The following is a 16,897-nucleotide window of genomic DNA, read 5'->3' as shown; positions in this document are numbered from 1 at the left end:
AGAGTGGTAGTTCGTCAACAGTTATTTGAAAAAAAGATTTAAAAATCGAAATCATCAGCAATTACTTACAATGGGCAGGTACCCTTTAAAGTTGACCACTATACCACTGAAAATAACCCAAATGCCACGAAAGATATGCAATCCCTAGAAAAGCAATAACCATCATACTTGAAAAGAACCAATCATGTAATGAAATGGAAAAAGGCCGATAAAACGTTCGCTTTTTTTCTCCAGTAAATCCTTTTGATTCCATTGCCATTGCAGTACGTTCTGCCTTTCGAATAGCACTTGCTAGCAATGGAATTGAAAACGTTTTGTATTGATTCCATTTCTCGCGAAGCGTTTTTGCCTGATCAAAACCTCGAACCCGATGAGCGGAGCGGATAATGAATAATTCATCCTTCATCATTGGTAAAAACCGATACCCAGCTAAAACACCATATGCAATCTTTGGTGATAATTTTAATTGCTGGATAAGACTTAATATAAAATCCACGGTATCTGTAGTGAAGATGAACAACAGTGCCAATGCCGCAACACTTAAAACACGTAATGACAGTGCAAATGCGGTCATAAGGGACTCTTCGGGAATATTGAATCCAAGAAAATTTATTATCTCCTGTGGATACTTAGGTGTATCTGCAAAAACAATTGTCGTCCAAAGCATACCAAATGCAATAATGAAAAATGGTAGGAAGTATAAACAATACTTCTTCAAGTTTATATTCCCACCGATGAACGTTAATGTAATTGTCCAAACCATAAATAGAAATGGAGTAATCGGGTCAAACACTAATGCTAACATAATCTCAAGCAATACGATTGTTAATGCTTTTATACTTGGGTTAAGACGATGTAGAAACATAATAAGTTTCCTTTTCATAGATTTCTTGGAGCTGAACCTGGATCGGTTTCTCGAGCTGCCAGGAGTGCAGTGTCGCTGATGAGCTATTCCATAATTCGTTTGGGTGGCAATCAGCAGCGATAACTCCTTGTTCGATAACAATTACTCGATTGGCATAGTGATGGACAATCTCCATGTCATGAGTAATCATGACAATGGTGTTTCCTTGTTTATGTCGTTCAGTAAGCAGGTTCATTAATTCTTTGGTAGAATGTGCATCCTGTCCAAAAGTCGGTTCATCTAACAAGAGTAGTCGTTGATTGTCGACGATCATAGTTGCTACACTAAGACGGCGTTTTTGACCTTGACTAAGGGTATACGGATGCTCATTTTCAAGTTTCAATAATCCACACGTCTTTAAAAGGGAATTGACTTTAGCAAGTATTTCATTATCGTTCATTCCCTTTAATCGTAAACTGAATGCTATTTCATCAAACACAGAGTTCATAATAAACTGATGTTCTGGATTCTGGAAGACATATCCTATCTCATCACGTAAATAAGTTTCCTTCCATTGTTTTAATGGTTTTCCTTTTACATGAATGGTTCCTGATGTAGGCTTTTGGATACCAGCCAAAATTCGCGAAAGTGATGTTTTACCACTGCCGTTTGCACCAACGATGGCAACAAATTCTCCGTTATACAGGTTGAATGAGACATTTCGAAGGATTTCTTGATTCTTTTTCATCCATGAAATATTGGTTGCCTCAAGGAATACAACGGGATTATTCTTGTTAACCGGTAGTTCAGGCTCCCATTTTACCGGTAACCATTTATCTGCTTGGTCAGCAAATTCATTAATCGTTAACGGGATAAAATTCCCCCAATGTTTTCCTTGTTGTAAAATATACTGTGTTACCTTTGGAAGCCAAATACCTTGTTCATTCATTTTCGTTAAGATTTGTTCGATTCCATTTCGAAGTGAGCCATCATAAAAAAGCTCTCCAGATCTATTCAATAAAAGGCTGCGATCAAACAGTCCCATCCAACCGTCTAATTGGTGTTCAATGACGATAAGAGAAAATTCTTTTTGTTGTTTCAAATGTTGGATGGTTGTAATTAAATCTTTTGATGCGATTGGATCCAAATTTGCGGTAGGCTCATCTAATATAAGTAAATCTGGTTCCATTGCCAGAATGCATGCTAAGGCTAGCTTTTGTTTTTGGCCTCCAGAAAGAGATGCAATAGCCGACTTCTTAAAGGGGGTCATAGTAACAAGCGAAAGTGCATCGTTGATTTTTTCATCCATCAGTTGCCGCGGGATGTTTAAATTTTCTAAACCAAAAGCAATTTCATCTTCAACGGTAAGCATGCAAAATTGTGTTTCTGGGTCTTGAAATACAACACCTACTTGACGACTAAGCTCACCTGGCTTGTAGTCAGTCGATCGTTTACCATTGATGAAAACATCACCAGTCATCGCTCCATCCAGTTCACGTGGATATAGGCCGTTTAAACAATAAGTTAATGTGCTTTTTCCACAGCCACTTGGTCCAAGCAACAAAATTGCTTCACCTTTGTTTAATTCAAAGCTAACCCCAGATAGGGTGTCGGTATCTAATTGATTTTCAAAACGTAGGGACAGCTGTTGCACGCGTAATAGTGAATCTTTTTTCATGCTGCTTTTTTCCTTCTGTATTCTTTGCCTAAAGCAAAGCTAGATAAGACTCCAGTTTGTGCTAAACCATCGCTTAATGCCTTTCCTAGTAATCCAGCAATTAGTGCACCGCTTACCATGCGTGCTATCAACATACCAAATACATAAGTTGTCGATAGTGCAGCATAGCCACTCATAAAATAGCCATATGCAAAGCTAAACAGTGCAGCACCAACACCTGCAGCCATGAGCACCCATGTTGAGTAATTTTTCCATCGTGTTGCTGCAAACGCAGCCTCGGCGCCGAGTCCCTGAATCATTCCAGATACAATAAGCAATGGACCAACTGCACTGCCAAGTAAGACCTCGACCATCGCTGCAATCGTTTCCGAGATAAAGGCTGCACCAGGCTTGCGAATAATGTAAGCCGCAATAATTGAAACGATAAACCAAATTCCAAATATAAGGTCATAACCAATCGGTCCGAAGAATCCTACAAGAATTTTCCCAACAGGAAGAAACGCTAAATAAACAACTGCGAATACAACGGATAGTGCAGACAAGACAACAATTTCTTTAAAACGCCAATTACTCATGTTCGTTCGCCCCTTTATGTGATGGACTATTTGCTGACATAGAGACTGTCATCACCGTGTGATTTGACCCTCCATCAACTGTTGCATTGAAAACCTGTTCCAATCCATTGAGAACTTTAATGGATTCCCCGTCTAATCTAGTGGAATAATGTGCATGTGAAACGTCGACATGTTTTCTCATAGCTTCAATCTGTTTCATGATTACGTCCATATAGTTTCCACCACCTAATGGATAAAGAGAAAATTTAGCGGCAACTGGTTGCTTGATGTCTTTTATTTGAGTGTTATTAGCTGGTATATCATCTTCCGCCATATAAACATCACCCGCTGAGTCACCTGGACAGCCTAATGAATATGTCGCCTGGAACGCAACGTGTTCACCAGTTTTTGCAGCATGTATAAAAATAGATTTTGTTACGTCAAAAACATGTACAAGTTTCCCGCGGATCGTTGTTGTCACATCGTCTGTTTCCATCCAAACTTTAGATTTGTCCACACTTTTTAATGCATGAGTAATAACCTCAATAAAGTTATCACTCATTGGATGAACAGAAAAACTACACCCAGCGATACGTGATTCTGAACATTGTTGATTTGTCATTATTATTTCCTCCTTTTTGTTGGGCGGCTTGTCATTTGTCGAAAATAGTTCCAGGAATAGCGCCTCTATAAAATTCTATTAAAAAAACTGCATCCCTCGTGGAATGCAGTCTGCTTGTATGTATTAAAGATATAAAGAATACACGCTTCGACCACACTTCCCCACGCTGGTATTATCCAGTTCGGGTTCAAAGGGTCAGAATAAATTTCTTCTCAGCCGCTTTCACAGCTCCCCTAGTGCTAAAAGTAATTATGCAGTTTTTCTATCCCCATCTTAACGATTATATTTTGTCTTGTAAAGGGGGCGATTGCCGTTTTGCGAAGATTTAGCTAGCAATTGATTAGATCCTATTAATATTTAAATGAATGTAAGCCCTTGCATTACTTGTATATACAAGTTATACTGGGTAAGTGGACATGTATATACAAGCTAACAGGGAATGAGGGATTTTTATTTATGGGTAATAACAATGAAATCATATATGCGCCGCTTAGTGGTGAAATTAAAAAGCTTGAGGCTGTACCAGACCCAACCTTTTCACAAAAGATGATGGGCGATGGATTAGCAATAGAACCAAGTGATGGAAAAGTAGTAGCGCCATTTGACGGTAAGGTTGTCCAGATATTCCCAACTAAACATGCAGTGGGCTTAGAAAGCAGTTCCGGTGTTGAGGTTTTAATTCATATTGGTTTGGAAACGGTTTCGTTAGATGGTAAGGGTTTTGAAGCACATGTGCAGCAAGGAGATCTAGTGAAAGCTGGAGACGCACTTGTGACGTTTGATTTAGCATTTATTAAAGAAAAAGCTAAAAGTACTATTACACCAGTAATTATTACAAATGGTAATGCACTTGAAATGCTAGATAAAACAGAAGATAACGTAGTGGAAGCAGGCAAGTCAGTTCTATTTCATGCCGCAATGCAAGGTAAGGCTAAAAGTAGTAAGACAAGCGGTTACGGCAAGGAAGCACAAGCTATTGTGGCAGCAATTGGTGGCAAAGAAAATATTAATGTTGCTACACATTGTGTTACACGTCTTCGCTTTGCATTAGCTGATCAGGACAAGGTGGATAAAGAAGCATTAGAGAATCTTGATATTGTGAAAGGTTCCTTTCTATCAAGTGGTCAGTTCCAAGTTGTTATTGGCCAAGGAACAGTAGACAAGGTATATGCAGCAATGATTAAAGAGACAGGCATAGAAGAGGCTAGTAAGGACGATGTGAAGGCAGCTAGTAACGAAAAGCAAAATCCGTTGCAGCGTGGAATTAAAACGTTAGCTGATATTTTCATCCCAATTCTTCCAGCTATTGTAACTGCTGGCTTGCTTCTGGGTATCAATAATATCTTGGTAGGGAAAGGAATATTTAGTGAGACTCAATCACTAATTGAAATGTACCCTGAATGGGCTGGTATTGCGAGCATGATTAATATTATCGCAAATACAGCATTCACATTTCTGCCAGCTTTGATCGGTTGGGCAGCGGTGAAGCGATTCGGTGGTAGTCCAATCCTTGGTATTGTACTTGGGTTAATCATGGTTCATCCCGATTTGTTAAATGCTTATGCATATGGTGACGCATTGAAAGCGGGAACAATTCCTACATGGAACTTGTTTGGATTCGAAGTTGATAAAATTGGTTACCAAGGTCAGGTTCTACCAGTATTATTTGCTTCCTATGTATTAGCTAAAATTGAAGTCTATTTGAGGAAAAAAGTAATGGATTCGTTACAATTGTTAATCGTACCACCAGTTGCATTGCTTGTAACAGGGTTCTTGACCTTTATCTTAATTGGTCCTGTTATGTTTGCAGTAGGAAATTTTATTACAGATGGTATTGTCAGTATATTTGATGCATTTCCTATTATTGGGGGACTTTTGTATGGAGCAATCTATGCACCACTTGTAATAACCGGTATGCATCATACATTATTGGCAGTAGATATTCAATTAATTGGTTCAACGGGAACTACATTCTTGTGGCCGATACTGGCACTTTCTAACATAGCGCAAGGTGCAGCTGTATTTGCAATTTGGGTAGCTGCTAAAAATGAAAAACTAAAAGGACTCTCGTTAACATCTGGAATTTCAGCGTGGCTCGGAATTACAGAACCCGCAATGTTCGGGGTCAATTTACGCTACAAATATCCATTCGTGGCTGCAGTTATTGGTTCTTCTATAGCTGGTGCAATTATTATGATGCAAGGTGTAACTGCTCATTCAATTGGAATTGGCGGTGTTCCGGCTCCACTTTCTATTGAGAGTGGAATGACAGCTTTCTTGATTGGAATCGTTATTGTAATTATAATACCATTTTTGATTACGTATTTTATCGCTATACGTAAAGTAAATAAATAAACAACGAGGTGTTTTATATGATAGAACCATGGTGGAAAAAAGCAGTTGTCTATCAAATTTATCCGAAAAGTTTTCAGGATACCACTGGAAATGGTGTTGGTGATATACAAGGGATTATCACCCGAGTTGATTACTTGCAAGAACTAGGTGTCGACGTGATTTGGTTGACACCTGTCTATCAATCGCCACAGAAAGATAATGGCTATGATATTAGTGATTACTTTTCAATTGATGAAATGTATGGAACAATGGCGGACTTTGATGAACTTCTTCAGGAGACACATAAGCGTGGAATGAAGTTAATCATGGATTTAGTCATTAATCATACATCTACAGAAAACAAGTGGTTTATAGAATCAGCAAAGTCAAAGGATAATCCTTATCGTGATTTTTATATTTGGCAGGATGCTAAGAATGGCGAGGCACCATCAGATTGGAAATCAAAATTTGGTGGTTCTGCATGGCAATATGATGAAACGACTGATCAATATTATTTACATTTATTTGACCAAACTCAAGCGGACTTAAACTGGGAAAACGAGGCGGTTCGGAACAAGTTATACGATATGATGCATTTTTGGGCAGAGAAGGGTATTGACGGATTTCGGCTAGATGTGATTAATCTTATTTCAAAGGATCAACAATTTCCAAATGATCATGATGGAGACGGACGAAAACATTATACAGACGGTCCGCGGATCCATGAATTTTTGCATGAAATGAATCAAGCGGTTTTTTCAAAGAATGATATGATGACCGTTGGTGAAATGTCGTCAACAACGCTCGAAAATTGTATGTTATATACCAATCCTGATCGTAATGAACTAGACATGACATTCCAGTTTCATCATTTAAAGGTGGATTATCCAAATAGAGAGAAGTGGACAAGGGCTCCATTTGACTTTCAAGCACTAAAAAAGATTTTATCTGATTGGCAAGTTGGGATGCATATGGGAAATGGCTGGAATGCATTATTCTGGTGTAATCATGATCAGCCCCGTTCAGTATCCAGATTCGGTAACGATTCAAACTACCGAGTAGAGTCTGCCAAGATGCTTGCGACGACAATCCATCTGATGCAAGGCACACCTTATATTTATCAGGGTGAAGAAATTGGGATGACCAACCCAAAGTTTTCAAATATAAATGATTATCGAGATGTAGAGTCTTTAAACGCATATAAAGTATTAAAGAGACAAGGAAAACAAGAAGACGAGATCATGGCTATTTTACAACAAAAGTCACGCGATAATGCCCGTACTCCAATGCAATGGTCAACTAGTGAGAATGCTGGATTTACAAAGGGTATACCGTGGATCTCTGTAGCTGAAAATTATCCTGAGATTAATGCGGTACATGCCCTACAAGATGACAATTCCATTTTCCATCATTACCAAAAACTAATTGAACTTAGAAAAAAGCAAGATATAATCACATATGGTGATTATCAACTATTAGCTGAAGACCATCCACAAGTATTTGCATATACACGTAATTGGAAAGAGCAAACATTGTGTATTGTAAATAACTTTTATGAAAAAGATGTAACAATTGAACTGCCTTATACAGAAGGAAATGTGTTATTATCAAATTATCAGGACTCTGATAGGAGCCTTCAGAAACTTACGTTAAGACCGTACGAATCGATTGTTTATGATATTACTAATGGGGAATGAATATGCAAAAGAAATACCTTACTATCTATCAGGACTTAGTTTTAAAGATACAAGATAATTATTGGCCAAAACAAACGATGTTACCATCGGAAAATGAACTTACCGAGATGTATACGACATCAAGGGAAACTATTCGGAAGGCATTGAATTTATTAGCGCAGGATGGCTATATTCAAAAAATACGAGGTAAAGGATCTGTTGTCATTGATATCAATAAATTTGACTTTCCGGTCTCAGGAATTGTGAGTTTCAGCGAGTTAGCAGAAAAGTTAAATCTATCGACTCAGACGATTGTAAACGAGCTAATCCTGTTAAAAGCAGATCAAAGCCTTCAAAACATGTTACATCTAAATCTGACCGACAAAGTTTGGAAAGTAGTCCGATCTAGAGAAATTGATGGAGAAAAGGTTATTCTAGATAAAGATTTTCTGGATGAAAAGGTTGTACCGACACTTACAAAAGAAATATGTGAAGACTCCATCTATCGTTATCTAGAAAATGAATTAGGCTTGACAATTAGTTTTGCTAGAAAAGAAATTGTTGTTGAGGAACCAACTGAAGAAGATAGACAACTTCTGGACCTAGAGGGTTATTCAAACGTTGTTGTGATAAAGAGTTTGGTCTATTTAGATGATGCCAGTTTGTTTCAATATACGGAATCAAGACATCGACCTGACAAGTTCCGTTTTGTGGACTTTGCTCGCCGAATCAATGAATAGGAACGGATCAACACGTGAAAAGTTAAGTAAACAAAAGCTGTATGACCCCTATTTGTGGTCATACAGCTTTTGTAATGGCTGTTTTCGTATAGTTTGTTGCTCATACCACCGAAGTTGATAATAAATCCGACGTAAGTACTATGTTTTGTGGTTGGACAACCGTTCCGGAAATCCACTTCGCGCACCTTAGGGCTCGCGCTGAGCCTCCTCGATCGCAAAGACCGCTCTCTGCGGGGTCTCATCGTCTTCGCTTTCTAAGCAGGAGTCTCCGTGGATTTCCTTCACTAGGGTTTAGCTTAACAATTTCAATTTATTTGATTGTTTATATTACACAGGTAGCGAGCAAATTATGGCAGTTGTTTGGAGCGGAGGACCGTTGACTCCTGCGGGAACAGCACGAGTCTGAAGACCCCGCAGAGTGGTTTATGATGAGGGCCGACTAAAATCGTCCTTTGCGGACAACGTCGGCATACCCCTTGTCGGGGCAAGGAGGCTGAAGCCGTGCCCGCGGAAAGCAACGGTCCGCAGCGGAAAACAACCAGCAGTCACTTCGCATTGTATTTCCAGAGCGGTGTGTTACGTCGCATTTTATAAACTTTGTGTCAAAAACAACAATCTTTTAGAAAATAGCCTTTGTAATTAAATTTAATTATGACTTTTTTGTTTCTTCTCATTTGGAATATACTTAGTAAAATAAACTGCGAAAATTAGACTGACAAACGATAATCCCCATGATAGGATTCCATTCCAGCGGAAGTCAATTTGTAGTCCAATAAATAAAATAATACCACTAAGTATAATAAACAAGGTTGTTAAATAACGCTTCATTCCTAACACCTCGAGTGATATGGTTATAAACAGTATCTTCTTATTTATATCACATATTTATGTGGATGAGAACGCAAAGTGAGAAATTTTAATTGGCACCTAACAATAATATAATGTTTAGTGTCCAGCCACATCTCTTTTTGTGAAGAACATCCAAGTGATAGCAAGAAAAATGACATAGTATACAAGTAATACTGTTATCGAAAATCCAAGTGTCATACCTTCAATAACGGGTGTCCCAGTTATATATTGGTTTAAATCAGTATTAGCAAATAAAATATATTTTGACCAGGCTTTGTCAGCAAAGTATCCCACGATGGAAGTACCTGCAAACATGAGGAAGATTGCTGTACCAATTGCGAGTGCACTTTGACGAAAAATTGCTGAAATCATGAAAGCAAAGGTTGCCATCATTAACAATGTAACTAATTGAAGTCCGTATCCAGCAATAATTTGTTTGATAACCGAAACCTGCTCATAAGAACCACCTTGATTTGAGACAATTTGTGGATCGAAGCTATTAATACCGAAAAATAGTGCTCCTACTATAAAAGATAAGACTAATACGAATAGTAATGTCCATAGTGCAAATAACAATACAGAAATATATTTAGATATTAAAATTTTTGTCCGTGATATTGGGCGAATTAGTAAAAGTTTGATGGTGCCCCATTTAAACTCATTGGCAATAATACCCGCAGCAACAATGATTGTAAATAAGGTAACTAGCGATAGTAAGAATTCGTTTTCTGAAACGAATTGCCACGCGTCATAATTTGCTGGCATAATATCATTCTCTAAATGGTAATTGTTTTTTTCAATTAGGGAAGAGTTGTAACTAGCCATCATCTCCTCTTTTTCCATTTCTTCTGTATACTTCTGGTTCTCATCTTCAAGGGTTTGACGCCATGTGTCTTCTTCATAAGTTGTGACGGTACCTTGGTAAAAGTTTGTCATAAATCCGATTCCTATAATAATAAGGGCTAATATAATATACATCGACCACGTAGACTTTCGAATATACGTTTTAATTTGTTCATTTACTAAAAGCTGAAAGAAGTTACTCAATTGTATTCTCTCCAATCAAATCAAAGAATTTATCTTCTAATGTAGTTTTAGACACACCAACTTGGTAGATTAATAGTTGGTTTTCAACAAGTGTTTGAATGTATAATGGTATATTCTTTTTATCGCCCTGGAATGTAATGGCATCACCGAGGATAGTTCCATCTATACCGTGATTTGCTTTTAATAATTCTTGGGCTTTACTTAATGGCTCTACCTCAATCTGAATCTGGTGGGCCTGTGCTTCACCGGATGCATCATGTAAATGCTGGGTAGAAATTAATTCTCCATTTTTAATAATACCGATGCGGTCACACATTTGCTCTACCTCTGCTAGCATGTGGCTAGAAATAATGACGGCAACATTCTCAGCTTGTGCTAGATTGCGTATGTATTTACGAATTTCTCTTATTCCAGCTGGGTCAAGTCCATTTGTAGGCTCATCTAGTATCAATACAGATGGGTTATGTAGTAATGCCTGAGCAATTCCTAAACGTTGGCGCATTCCAAGCGAATACTTTCCTGCTCTTTCTTTGATTGGTTTTTCTAAACCTACTAATTTAACAACCTCATTTATACGTTCCTTTGTTATACCAGGGATCATTCGAGCATAATGCTGGAGGTTTTGCCATCCGCTCATGAATGGATACATTTCTGGATTTTCAACAATTGCTCCAACTTCCTTAATTGCTGCTTTGTGATCTGTTTTAATACTATTACCTAGTATCCGGATATCACCTTCCGTTATGTTCATCAAACCAACCATCATTCGGATGGTAGTTGTTTTACCTGCACCGTTTGGACCGATAAACCCAAACACTTCTCCTTTATAAATGGTAAAGGTAAGACCTTTAATGATTTCTTTTTTGCCAATTATTTTTTTGACATCTGTCAATTGCATTGCTGGTTCTGTCATCGTAATGACCTCCTTTATCTCTATCTGTTTGTAATACGTGCTTGGTTTAAAAATGTTTCAGTTATTTACAATTTTTGCATATAACTAATAGTGAAAGGAAGTCTTTTTATGAAAAAAATCCCTTTCTTACAACATTGTAAGAAAAGGGATCTTGGAACCATTATTTTTCACGCTTTACACTTTTTGCTTTACCAAACCATTTTCCCGTTACCTTTGAAATAAAACGTGGAATTTCATTGTTTTTACTATTAATTAGGGTGAAAGTGATCCATTAGTTGTATTGAACCGTATACTATATAGAAGCTTCATTTCAAATAGAAGCTTTACATCTCTCCATTTGGGGTAATTATGATATGATGTGCCTATATATCTTTTCAAAAGGAGAATGTTATGCGGGAGCTGGATATTGAACTATTCAATCGAACACAAGCACAAGATGAACAAGCGCTAGAGCAATTATATGACCGCTACGAAAAGCTGTTATTTTCGTTCTCGTTTCGCATGACCAAGAACAAGTTTCTGGCTGAAGAAGTCGTGCAAGATGTTTTCACGAAAATTTGGTCAAAACAACGAAACTTCGATGAATCAAAAGGTAAGTTTTCATCTTGGTTATTAACCGTTACGCGTAATGCAACAATTGACCTGTTAAGAAAACAGAAGGAAACACCATATGAAATAGATGAGCGTGACGCACTTCATGATTCAACTCCTTCTACTGAAGAACAGGTAGAATGGAAGGAACGTAGCGAGGAAGTTCGCGTGGCAGTTAAACAATTGACAAATGAACAACAAGAAATAATTGAGTTGTTTTATTTCAAAGGGTTATCACAGTCTAAAATAGCTGAAACATGTGATATACCATTAGGTACAGTAAAAGGGAGAGTGCGTTTAGCATTGAAGCATTTACGCGGTATATTATCTCCTAAGAGTGAAAGGGGGGTTCTGGATGATGTCTAAAACCTGTGATTTGTTGCTTGATTATTTTAATAACCAACTAACAAACGAACAAAGAGAAGAATTCGAAGCACATCTGTTAGCGTGTGAAGAATGTCAAGAAGAGCTTGAAGAGCTACAACAATTAACGGAAGACCTTCCATATAGCAGTGAAGCTATAGACCCGCCTAGTGGTATGAAGGAACGTGTACTATCTAATATAGTGAATAGCACAAACACTTCTGAGACAGAAACTGAGCCTGAAGTTGAACAAATGAAAAGTAGTAAGGTGACTCCTATCGAAAGTAAGAAGGAACCTAAAAAGAAAAAAACAGGATGGTATAAACCATTAATTGCAGCTGTTTTAACCCTATCGTTAGTAGGAAACGGTGCAGCGCTAATTTATTTGTCAGATGAACCAGAGGCAACAGAACCTACCAATGAACCAGAAGAAACTTCACTTGATACCATTCAAAAAATGCTATCATTAAGTCCTTCTGAAGGAATAAATGCAGAAGCAACTGCAATGATGATCGAACAAAATAATAAAACAAACTTGGTTATTCAAGCAAGTGATCTTCCACAACTGGAAGGTGAGGAAACGTATCAGGTATGGGTGCTAGAAGATGGAAAGCCATATCGTGCAGGTACATTTGTCTCAAATGAAGAAGGTAATGGTGCTGTATCCTATATTATGAATTATGAGGGTGAACACCAATGGGATACAGTCGCAATCACAAAAGAACCAAATGCAGATAGCCAAACACCACAGGGTGATATTTTATTAAGCTCACCGATTTCATAAGAACTTTAGTTAGACGGAAATAAAAAACTGGGATGCATAATCTATGCATCCCAGTTTTTTTAAATAGAAATTAATAAAAATATTTAAAAAATATTTTTTCAAAAAACGTTGGTATGTGGGCGTTTAACACGGTTCAAACTCTCTTGAAAGAGATACTAGCAAAAATATCTCTAGAAAAAGTGATCCAAATAGAAATCATCTTCGTTAGCTTAGTAGAATCACACAATAAAAAAACTAAAAGGAGATGTTATTAAGATGAATTGGAAAAAGGCATTAGTAGTAGCACCAATGAGTGCGGCATTGTTATTCTCAGCAAACGGAGGTTTAGTAAGTGCAGAAACAGCGGAGAAACCAACAGTAACGAACGCAGCTGTTGATCTCAGAGCTACTTTAGGTACATTGTTGTCTGAACACGGAAATTTGGCAATCATTACAATGCGTAAAGGAATTGAAGGAGCAGAAGATTTTGAAGCTGCTGCAGCACAACTAGGTGAAAATACACAGGCATTATCTGATGCTATAGCTTCCGTTTACGGTGAAGAAGCAGGTCAAGGATTTCATGATATGTGGAGTGCACATATTGGTTACTTTGTAGACTATGTAAATGGAACTGCAGCAGAGGATGAAGCTGCAAAAGAAAAAGCACTAGAAGAATTATCTCAGTATCGTCAAGACTTCTCAGCATTTCTTGAAAAAGCAACTGAAGGTCGTGTTGAAGCGGATGCTTTAGCAGAAGGATTACAAACACACGTTAATCAATTAGTTTCAGCATTTGATTCTTATGTTGCTGGAGACTATGCAACAGCATTCAGCAAGCAAGCAGATGCAAGATCACACTTGTATATGACAGCGAAGGGCCTTTCAAGCGCTATCACAGCTCAATTTCCAGATAAGTTTGAAAACCAAATGGCTGTTACACCAGCAGCAGATCTTCGTCTAGCATTAAATGATATTCTTTCAGGACACGTAGCATTTGCTATAACAGCTATGCAAAACGGAATTGAAGGCGAAGAATCAGCGAAGATTTTTGAAGCTAACGCTGCACAATTAGCTGCAAATACAGATAAACTTTCTGCAGCAATCGGTTCTGTATATGGTGATGAAGCAGCAGCTAAATTTAAAGAAATGTGGGCTGGACACATTGGTTACTTTGTAGATTATGTAAAAGCAACTGCAGCTGAAGACGAGGAAGCTAAGCAAGCAGCACTTGACGAATTGAAACAGTATCGTGCAGACTTCTCAGCATTTATGGAAACAGCTACAGGTGGTAACATCTCAGCGGACGCTGTATCTGAATCATTGCAAATGCATGTAAACCAACTCGTCGCTTCATTTGATGCTTATGCAGCAGGTGATTATGAGGAAGCTTATAACCAGTTCCACGAAGGTTACACTCACTCTAATGGTATTGCCAAAGCACTTTCTGGTGCTATCGTAGCACAATTTCCAGATAAGTTTGCTGCTGATATGCCTTCTGAAATGCCAGAAACTGGTTTCGCACCAGCAAACAATAACGACATGATGATGTTATGGATCTTAGGTGCAAGTGCATTTGCATTAGCAGCATTTGTAGCAATCCGTAAGTACCAAGCATCAGAAAATAAATAATAATAAAAAGTGGTTGGAAAAGTAGGGGGTCAGTGTGATGCGGAAGATAATAAGTATACTGTTCTTAACAGTATTAGTTGGTTGTGGTCAGATGCAGAGCACTGATTCCAACCAACCTGAACCAAAAGAAACACAAGAAACTGCTACTGAAAAACAAACGGTAGAACAACCAGAAATGGAAACGAAAGATGTTAGCACGATAAAAGAGCCAAAAGAAGAAACTTTCTATTCAAATGCTTTCGATGAACCTGTAAAAGGGTTAGTTCCTGCTACGATTAAGATAGAGAGCATCGGTGTTGAAGCACCTGTAGAGCGTGTTGGCTTACAAAAGGATGGAAAGATGGATGTTCCAAAAGATTATCGTAATGCAGGTTGGTATAAATCGGGTGCTAAACCTGGTGAACAAGGAAGCGCAGTGCTCGCAGGCCATGTGAATGATCCAAAGGGTAAAGGAATATTTTGGGACTTGAATAAGCTTGAGGTTGGGGATGAAGTAAAAATATCCGATGAAAGTGGAGAAACATTAGTATTTAAAGTGGTTGATAAAAAAGCCTACGATTTAGGCGAAGCTCCCGTAGAACAAATATTTGGATATACCCCAAGAAGAATGCTTAACTTAATTACATGTACAGGCGATTATATTCAAGACATTGGTACTCACAATCAACGCTTGGTTGTATATACAGAATTAGTAGATAAAAAATAGTAATAGGTTTATATAAAAACTGGTCTGACACGACATGAACCGTGTTGGGCCAGTTTTTTTTGGTTGATTAAGGGAACGGTGAATCCTGGAAAGTGGGAATGAATGTTGATATCGGAGAACGAGCTTGATATATCGGAACGGAGCCCGATATCCGAGCAGTAATCGCTGGTTTTCGTTAAACTTCTTTATCGTTTATCTTGTAACAGGTATACTGGGAGCACAGGACGATACGTTATTCACTTTATGAGACATCATCAAAAGGAGTTCTTATATGAATCAAACAAAATTTTTGATTAAAATACGTGATAGTTTTTGGTTTATTCCAGCAGTATACGGGGTTGCCTCCATCCTATTAGTTTTTCTCATAACCATTACAGATGGCTGGCTAATCGGTAGTTTTAAAAATAGTATACCTAAACTATTACTAACGACAAATAATATCGCTGTTGATTTATATGCCTCACTTGTGACTGGGATTTTAACGATGACGACTATTAGTTTTTCCGTTATTATGGTAGTTTTAACAACGTATTCTACACAATTTTCTCCACGGACCTTACAAGACTTTATGAAAAGTCGAACAACGCAACATGTCTTAGGAGTATATTGCCTAGGCTTTATTTTTGCACTGATTCATTTATTGACAGCTGGAAAGGAGTCTTCTGTTGTTGGCCCGATTGTCATGGTGATCGTTGCGATCATTAATCTTGCGTTTTTCGTATACTTTATTCACCATTCTGCACGATGGATTCAAGTAAATAATCTAATTGCCAAAATTCGAGATGACGGTTCACAAGTAATTAAAAGCACCTATAAAAACTATGATTTTTACGAGTATGAGGATTGGGATGAAGCTGAATTAAAGGATTTGCAATCGAGAAATAAACGGATCATTTATGCTTATGATTCAGGTTATATTCAAAAGGTTGATTGGGAAAATCTCGTAAGACAGGCAGCGAAACAGGGATGTACATTGCATATACATGCACAAGTTGGTGATTTTGTAACGAAGGGTTTACCAGTTATGAGTGTAATTGAAACAGAAGAATGTGATGATAATCATGATTTTAAACATTTCCTAGTAATTGGAAATGAACGAACCGATTTACAAGATATAGAGTTTATACTTCAAAAACTGGTGGAAATTGCACTGCGGGCTATTTCACCGGCAATAAATGATCCTCATACTGCAATAAATTGTTTAAATCGAATCGGTGCACTCCTAAGTGAAATTGGTTCTACGTATAATGAAAATCGATATTATACAGATAATAACAAGCATCTAAGGCTTATTTGTGAGCCGAAAACGTTTGAGGATTATCTTTATAAATCATTTTACCAAATTCGACATTATGGAAAAGATGATGTTTCGATGCTTTATGCGATGATTGAAGTACTTTATAAAACCGCAGTAGTTAGTGATAAACCAATTAAGCAAAAAATATGGAACTTTCATTATTACATAATGGATGTAGTAGAATGGGAAAGTTTCTCTGATTTAGACCGTGAACATTTACTAAAAATGTATAATAAATTTAAAACATATTGTGCTGTTCAGTAACTCGTAGGGTTTACGACAGGAAAAAAA

At 37.6% G+C, this 16,897-nt stretch carries 15 protein-coding genes and 1 riboswitch; of the genes, 8 read left to right on the top strand and 7 right to left on the bottom strand.

The genetic code is table 11. The features are described from left to right. Positions 1-85: 85 nt before the first annotated feature. Genes CFK40_RS20075 through CFK40_RS20060 form a run of 4 tightly spaced genes read right to left on the bottom strand, consistent with a single transcriptional unit; the run spans position 86 to position 3,698 of the window. Positions 86-865, bottom strand: a complete 780-nt coding sequence (locus CFK40_RS20075; RefSeq protein WP_089534128.1) for an energy-coupling factor transporter transmembrane component T family protein — start codon at positions 863-865, stop codon at positions 86-88. After that, on the bottom strand, positions 846-2,522 hold the full coding sequence (locus CFK40_RS20070; RefSeq protein WP_089534127.1) for an ABC transporter ATP-binding protein: 1,677 nt from the start codon (positions 2,520-2,522) through the stop codon (positions 846-848). Before CFK40_RS20070 ends, CFK40_RS20075 begins: the two co-directional genes overlap by 20 nt. Next, the gene (locus CFK40_RS20065) at positions 2,519-3,097 is read right to left on the bottom strand and encodes an ECF transporter S component (protein ID WP_089534126.1); all 579 of its coding nucleotides are present in this window, start codon (positions 3,095-3,097) and stop codon (positions 2,519-2,521) included. The genes CFK40_RS20070 and CFK40_RS20065 overlap by 4 nt, the downstream gene beginning before the upstream one ends. After that, complete coding sequence (locus tag CFK40_RS20060; protein ID WP_089534125.1) at positions 3,090-3,698, bottom strand: YkoF family thiamine/hydroxymethylpyrimidine-binding protein; 609 nt, start codon at positions 3,696-3,698, stop codon at positions 3,090-3,092. Before CFK40_RS20060 ends, CFK40_RS20065 begins: the two co-directional genes overlap by 8 nt. Positions 3,699-3,839: 141 nt before the next feature. After that, positions 3,840-3,943: riboswitch (TPP riboswitch) on the bottom strand. Between the two features lie 211 nt (positions 3,944-4,154). Between CFK40_RS20060 and treP the strand changes: the two genes are divergently transcribed. Genes treP through treR form a run of 3 tightly spaced genes read left to right on the top strand, consistent with a single transcriptional unit; the run spans position 4,155 to position 8,448 of the window. Further along, complete coding sequence (gene treP, locus CFK40_RS20055) at positions 4,155-6,053, top strand: PTS system trehalose-specific EIIBC component (RefSeq protein ID WP_089534124.1); 1,899 nt, start codon at positions 4,155-4,157, stop codon at positions 6,051-6,053. A gap of 17 nt (positions 6,054-6,070) precedes the next feature. Further along, positions 6,071-7,729, top strand: coding sequence for an alpha,alpha-phosphotrehalase (gene treC / locus CFK40_RS20050; protein WP_089534123.1), 1,659 nt, complete (start codon positions 6,071-6,073; stop codon positions 7,727-7,729). A 2-nt stretch (positions 7,730-7,731) separates the two neighbouring features. Next, the gene (gene treR / locus CFK40_RS20045; RefSeq protein WP_089534122.1) at positions 7,732-8,448 is read left to right on the top strand and encodes a trehalose operon repressor; all 717 of its coding nucleotides are present in this window, start codon (positions 7,732-7,734) and stop codon (positions 8,446-8,448) included. Between the two features lie 645 nt (positions 8,449-9,093). Here treR and CFK40_RS20040 read toward each other — a convergent pair. The 3 genes from CFK40_RS20040 to CFK40_RS20030 form a co-directional block, all read right to left on the bottom strand. Continuing rightward, positions 9,094-9,276: a hypothetical protein gene (locus CFK40_RS20040; protein ID WP_089534121.1), complete on the bottom strand. Its 183-nt coding sequence runs from the start codon at positions 9,274-9,276 to the stop codon at positions 9,094-9,096. 117 nt (positions 9,277-9,393) lie between these two features. Beyond that, complete coding sequence (locus CFK40_RS20035) at positions 9,394-10,344, bottom strand: ABC transporter permease (RefSeq protein WP_089534120.1); 951 nt, start codon at positions 10,342-10,344, stop codon at positions 9,394-9,396. Then, on the bottom strand, positions 10,337-11,257 hold the full coding sequence (locus CFK40_RS20030; protein ID WP_089534119.1) for an ABC transporter ATP-binding protein: 921 nt from the start codon (positions 11,255-11,257) through the stop codon (positions 10,337-10,339). The genes CFK40_RS20035 and CFK40_RS20030 overlap by 8 nt, the downstream gene beginning before the upstream one ends. Before the next feature lie 390 nt (positions 11,258-11,647). Between CFK40_RS20030 and CFK40_RS20025 the strand changes: the two genes are divergently transcribed. The 5 genes from CFK40_RS20025 to CFK40_RS20005 all read left to right on the top strand — a co-directional run bounded on the left by CFK40_RS20025 (position 11,648) and on the right by CFK40_RS20005 (position 16,870). After that, positions 11,648-12,214 carry an RNA polymerase sigma factor gene (locus tag CFK40_RS20025; RefSeq protein ID WP_089534118.1) on the top strand — a complete coding sequence of 189 codons (567 nt, stop codon included), beginning with the start codon at positions 11,648-11,650 and terminating at the stop codon, positions 12,212-12,214. Beyond that, on the top strand, positions 12,204-12,995 hold the full coding sequence (locus CFK40_RS20020; RefSeq protein ID WP_089534117.1) for an anti-sigma factor: 792 nt from the start codon (positions 12,204-12,206) through the stop codon (positions 12,993-12,995). Before CFK40_RS20025 ends, CFK40_RS20020 begins: the two co-directional genes overlap by 11 nt. A gap of 255 nt (positions 12,996-13,250) precedes the next feature. Continuing rightward, positions 13,251-14,603, top strand: coding sequence for a copper amine oxidase (locus tag CFK40_RS20015; RefSeq protein ID WP_089534116.1), 1,353 nt, complete (start codon positions 13,251-13,253; stop codon positions 14,601-14,603). A gap of 37 nt (positions 14,604-14,640) precedes the next feature. Further along, positions 14,641-15,309, top strand: coding sequence for a class F sortase (locus CFK40_RS20010; protein WP_089534115.1), 669 nt, complete (start codon positions 14,641-14,643; stop codon positions 15,307-15,309). A 271-nt stretch (positions 15,310-15,580) separates the two neighbouring features. Further along, positions 15,581-16,870 carry a DUF2254 domain-containing protein gene (locus CFK40_RS20005; protein ID WP_089534114.1) on the top strand — a complete coding sequence of 430 codons (1,290 nt, stop codon included), beginning with the start codon at positions 15,581-15,583 and terminating at the stop codon, positions 16,868-16,870. The last annotated feature ends 27 nt before the right edge of the window (positions 16,871-16,897 follow it).

Source organism: Virgibacillus necropolis, assembly GCF_002224365.1.
Taxonomy (GTDB): domain Bacteria; phylum Bacillota; class Bacilli; order Bacillales; family Amphibacillaceae; genus Virgibacillus_F; species Virgibacillus_F necropolis.
The sequence above is the reverse complement of the archived record's forward strand: the minus strand, read 5'-3'. Positions and strand labels throughout refer to the sequence as shown.

Coding starts and splice junctions, on each gene's coding strand:
- CFK40_RS20020 (WP_089534117.1), top strand. CDS start 12,204: ATGATGTCTAAAACCTGTGATTTGTTGCTTGATTATTTTAATAACCAA.
- CFK40_RS20070 (WP_089534127.1), bottom strand. CDS start 2,522: ATGAAAAAAGATTCACTATTACGCGTGCAACAGCTGTCCCTACGTTTT.
- treR (WP_089534122.1), top strand. CDS start 7,732: ATGCAAAAGAAATACCTTACTATCTATCAGGACTTAGTTTTAAAGATA.
- CFK40_RS20010 (WP_089534115.1), top strand. CDS start 14,641: ATGCGGAAGATAATAAGTATACTGTTCTTAACAGTATTAGTTGGTTGT.
- CFK40_RS20015 (WP_089534116.1), top strand. CDS start 13,251: ATGAATTGGAAAAAGGCATTAGTAGTAGCACCAATGAGTGCGGCATTG.
- treC (WP_089534123.1), top strand. CDS start 6,071: ATGATAGAACCATGGTGGAAAAAAGCAGTTGTCTATCAAATTTATCCG.
- CFK40_RS20030 (WP_089534119.1), bottom strand. CDS start 11,257: ATGACAGAACCAGCAATGCAATTGACAGATGTCAAAAAAATAATTGGC.
- CFK40_RS20065 (WP_089534126.1), bottom strand. CDS start 3,097: ATGAGTAATTGGCGTTTTAAAGAAATTGTTGTCTTGTCTGCACTATCC.
- treP (WP_089534124.1), top strand. CDS start 4,155: ATGGGTAATAACAATGAAATCATATATGCGCCGCTTAGTGGTGAAATT.
- CFK40_RS20060 (WP_089534125.1), bottom strand. CDS start 3,698: ATGACAAATCAACAATGTTCAGAATCACGTATCGCTGGGTGTAGTTTT.
- CFK40_RS20025 (WP_089534118.1), top strand. CDS start 11,648: ATGCGGGAGCTGGATATTGAACTATTCAATCGAACACAAGCACAAGAT.
- CFK40_RS20005 (WP_089534114.1), top strand. CDS start 15,581: ATGAATCAAACAAAATTTTTGATTAAAATACGTGATAGTTTTTGGTTT.
- CFK40_RS20040 (WP_089534121.1), bottom strand. CDS start 9,276: ATGAAGCGTTATTTAACAACCTTGTTTATTATACTTAGTGGTATTATT.
- CFK40_RS20075 (WP_089534128.1), bottom strand. CDS start 865: ATGTTTCTACATCGTCTTAACCCAAGTATAAAAGCATTAACAATCGTA.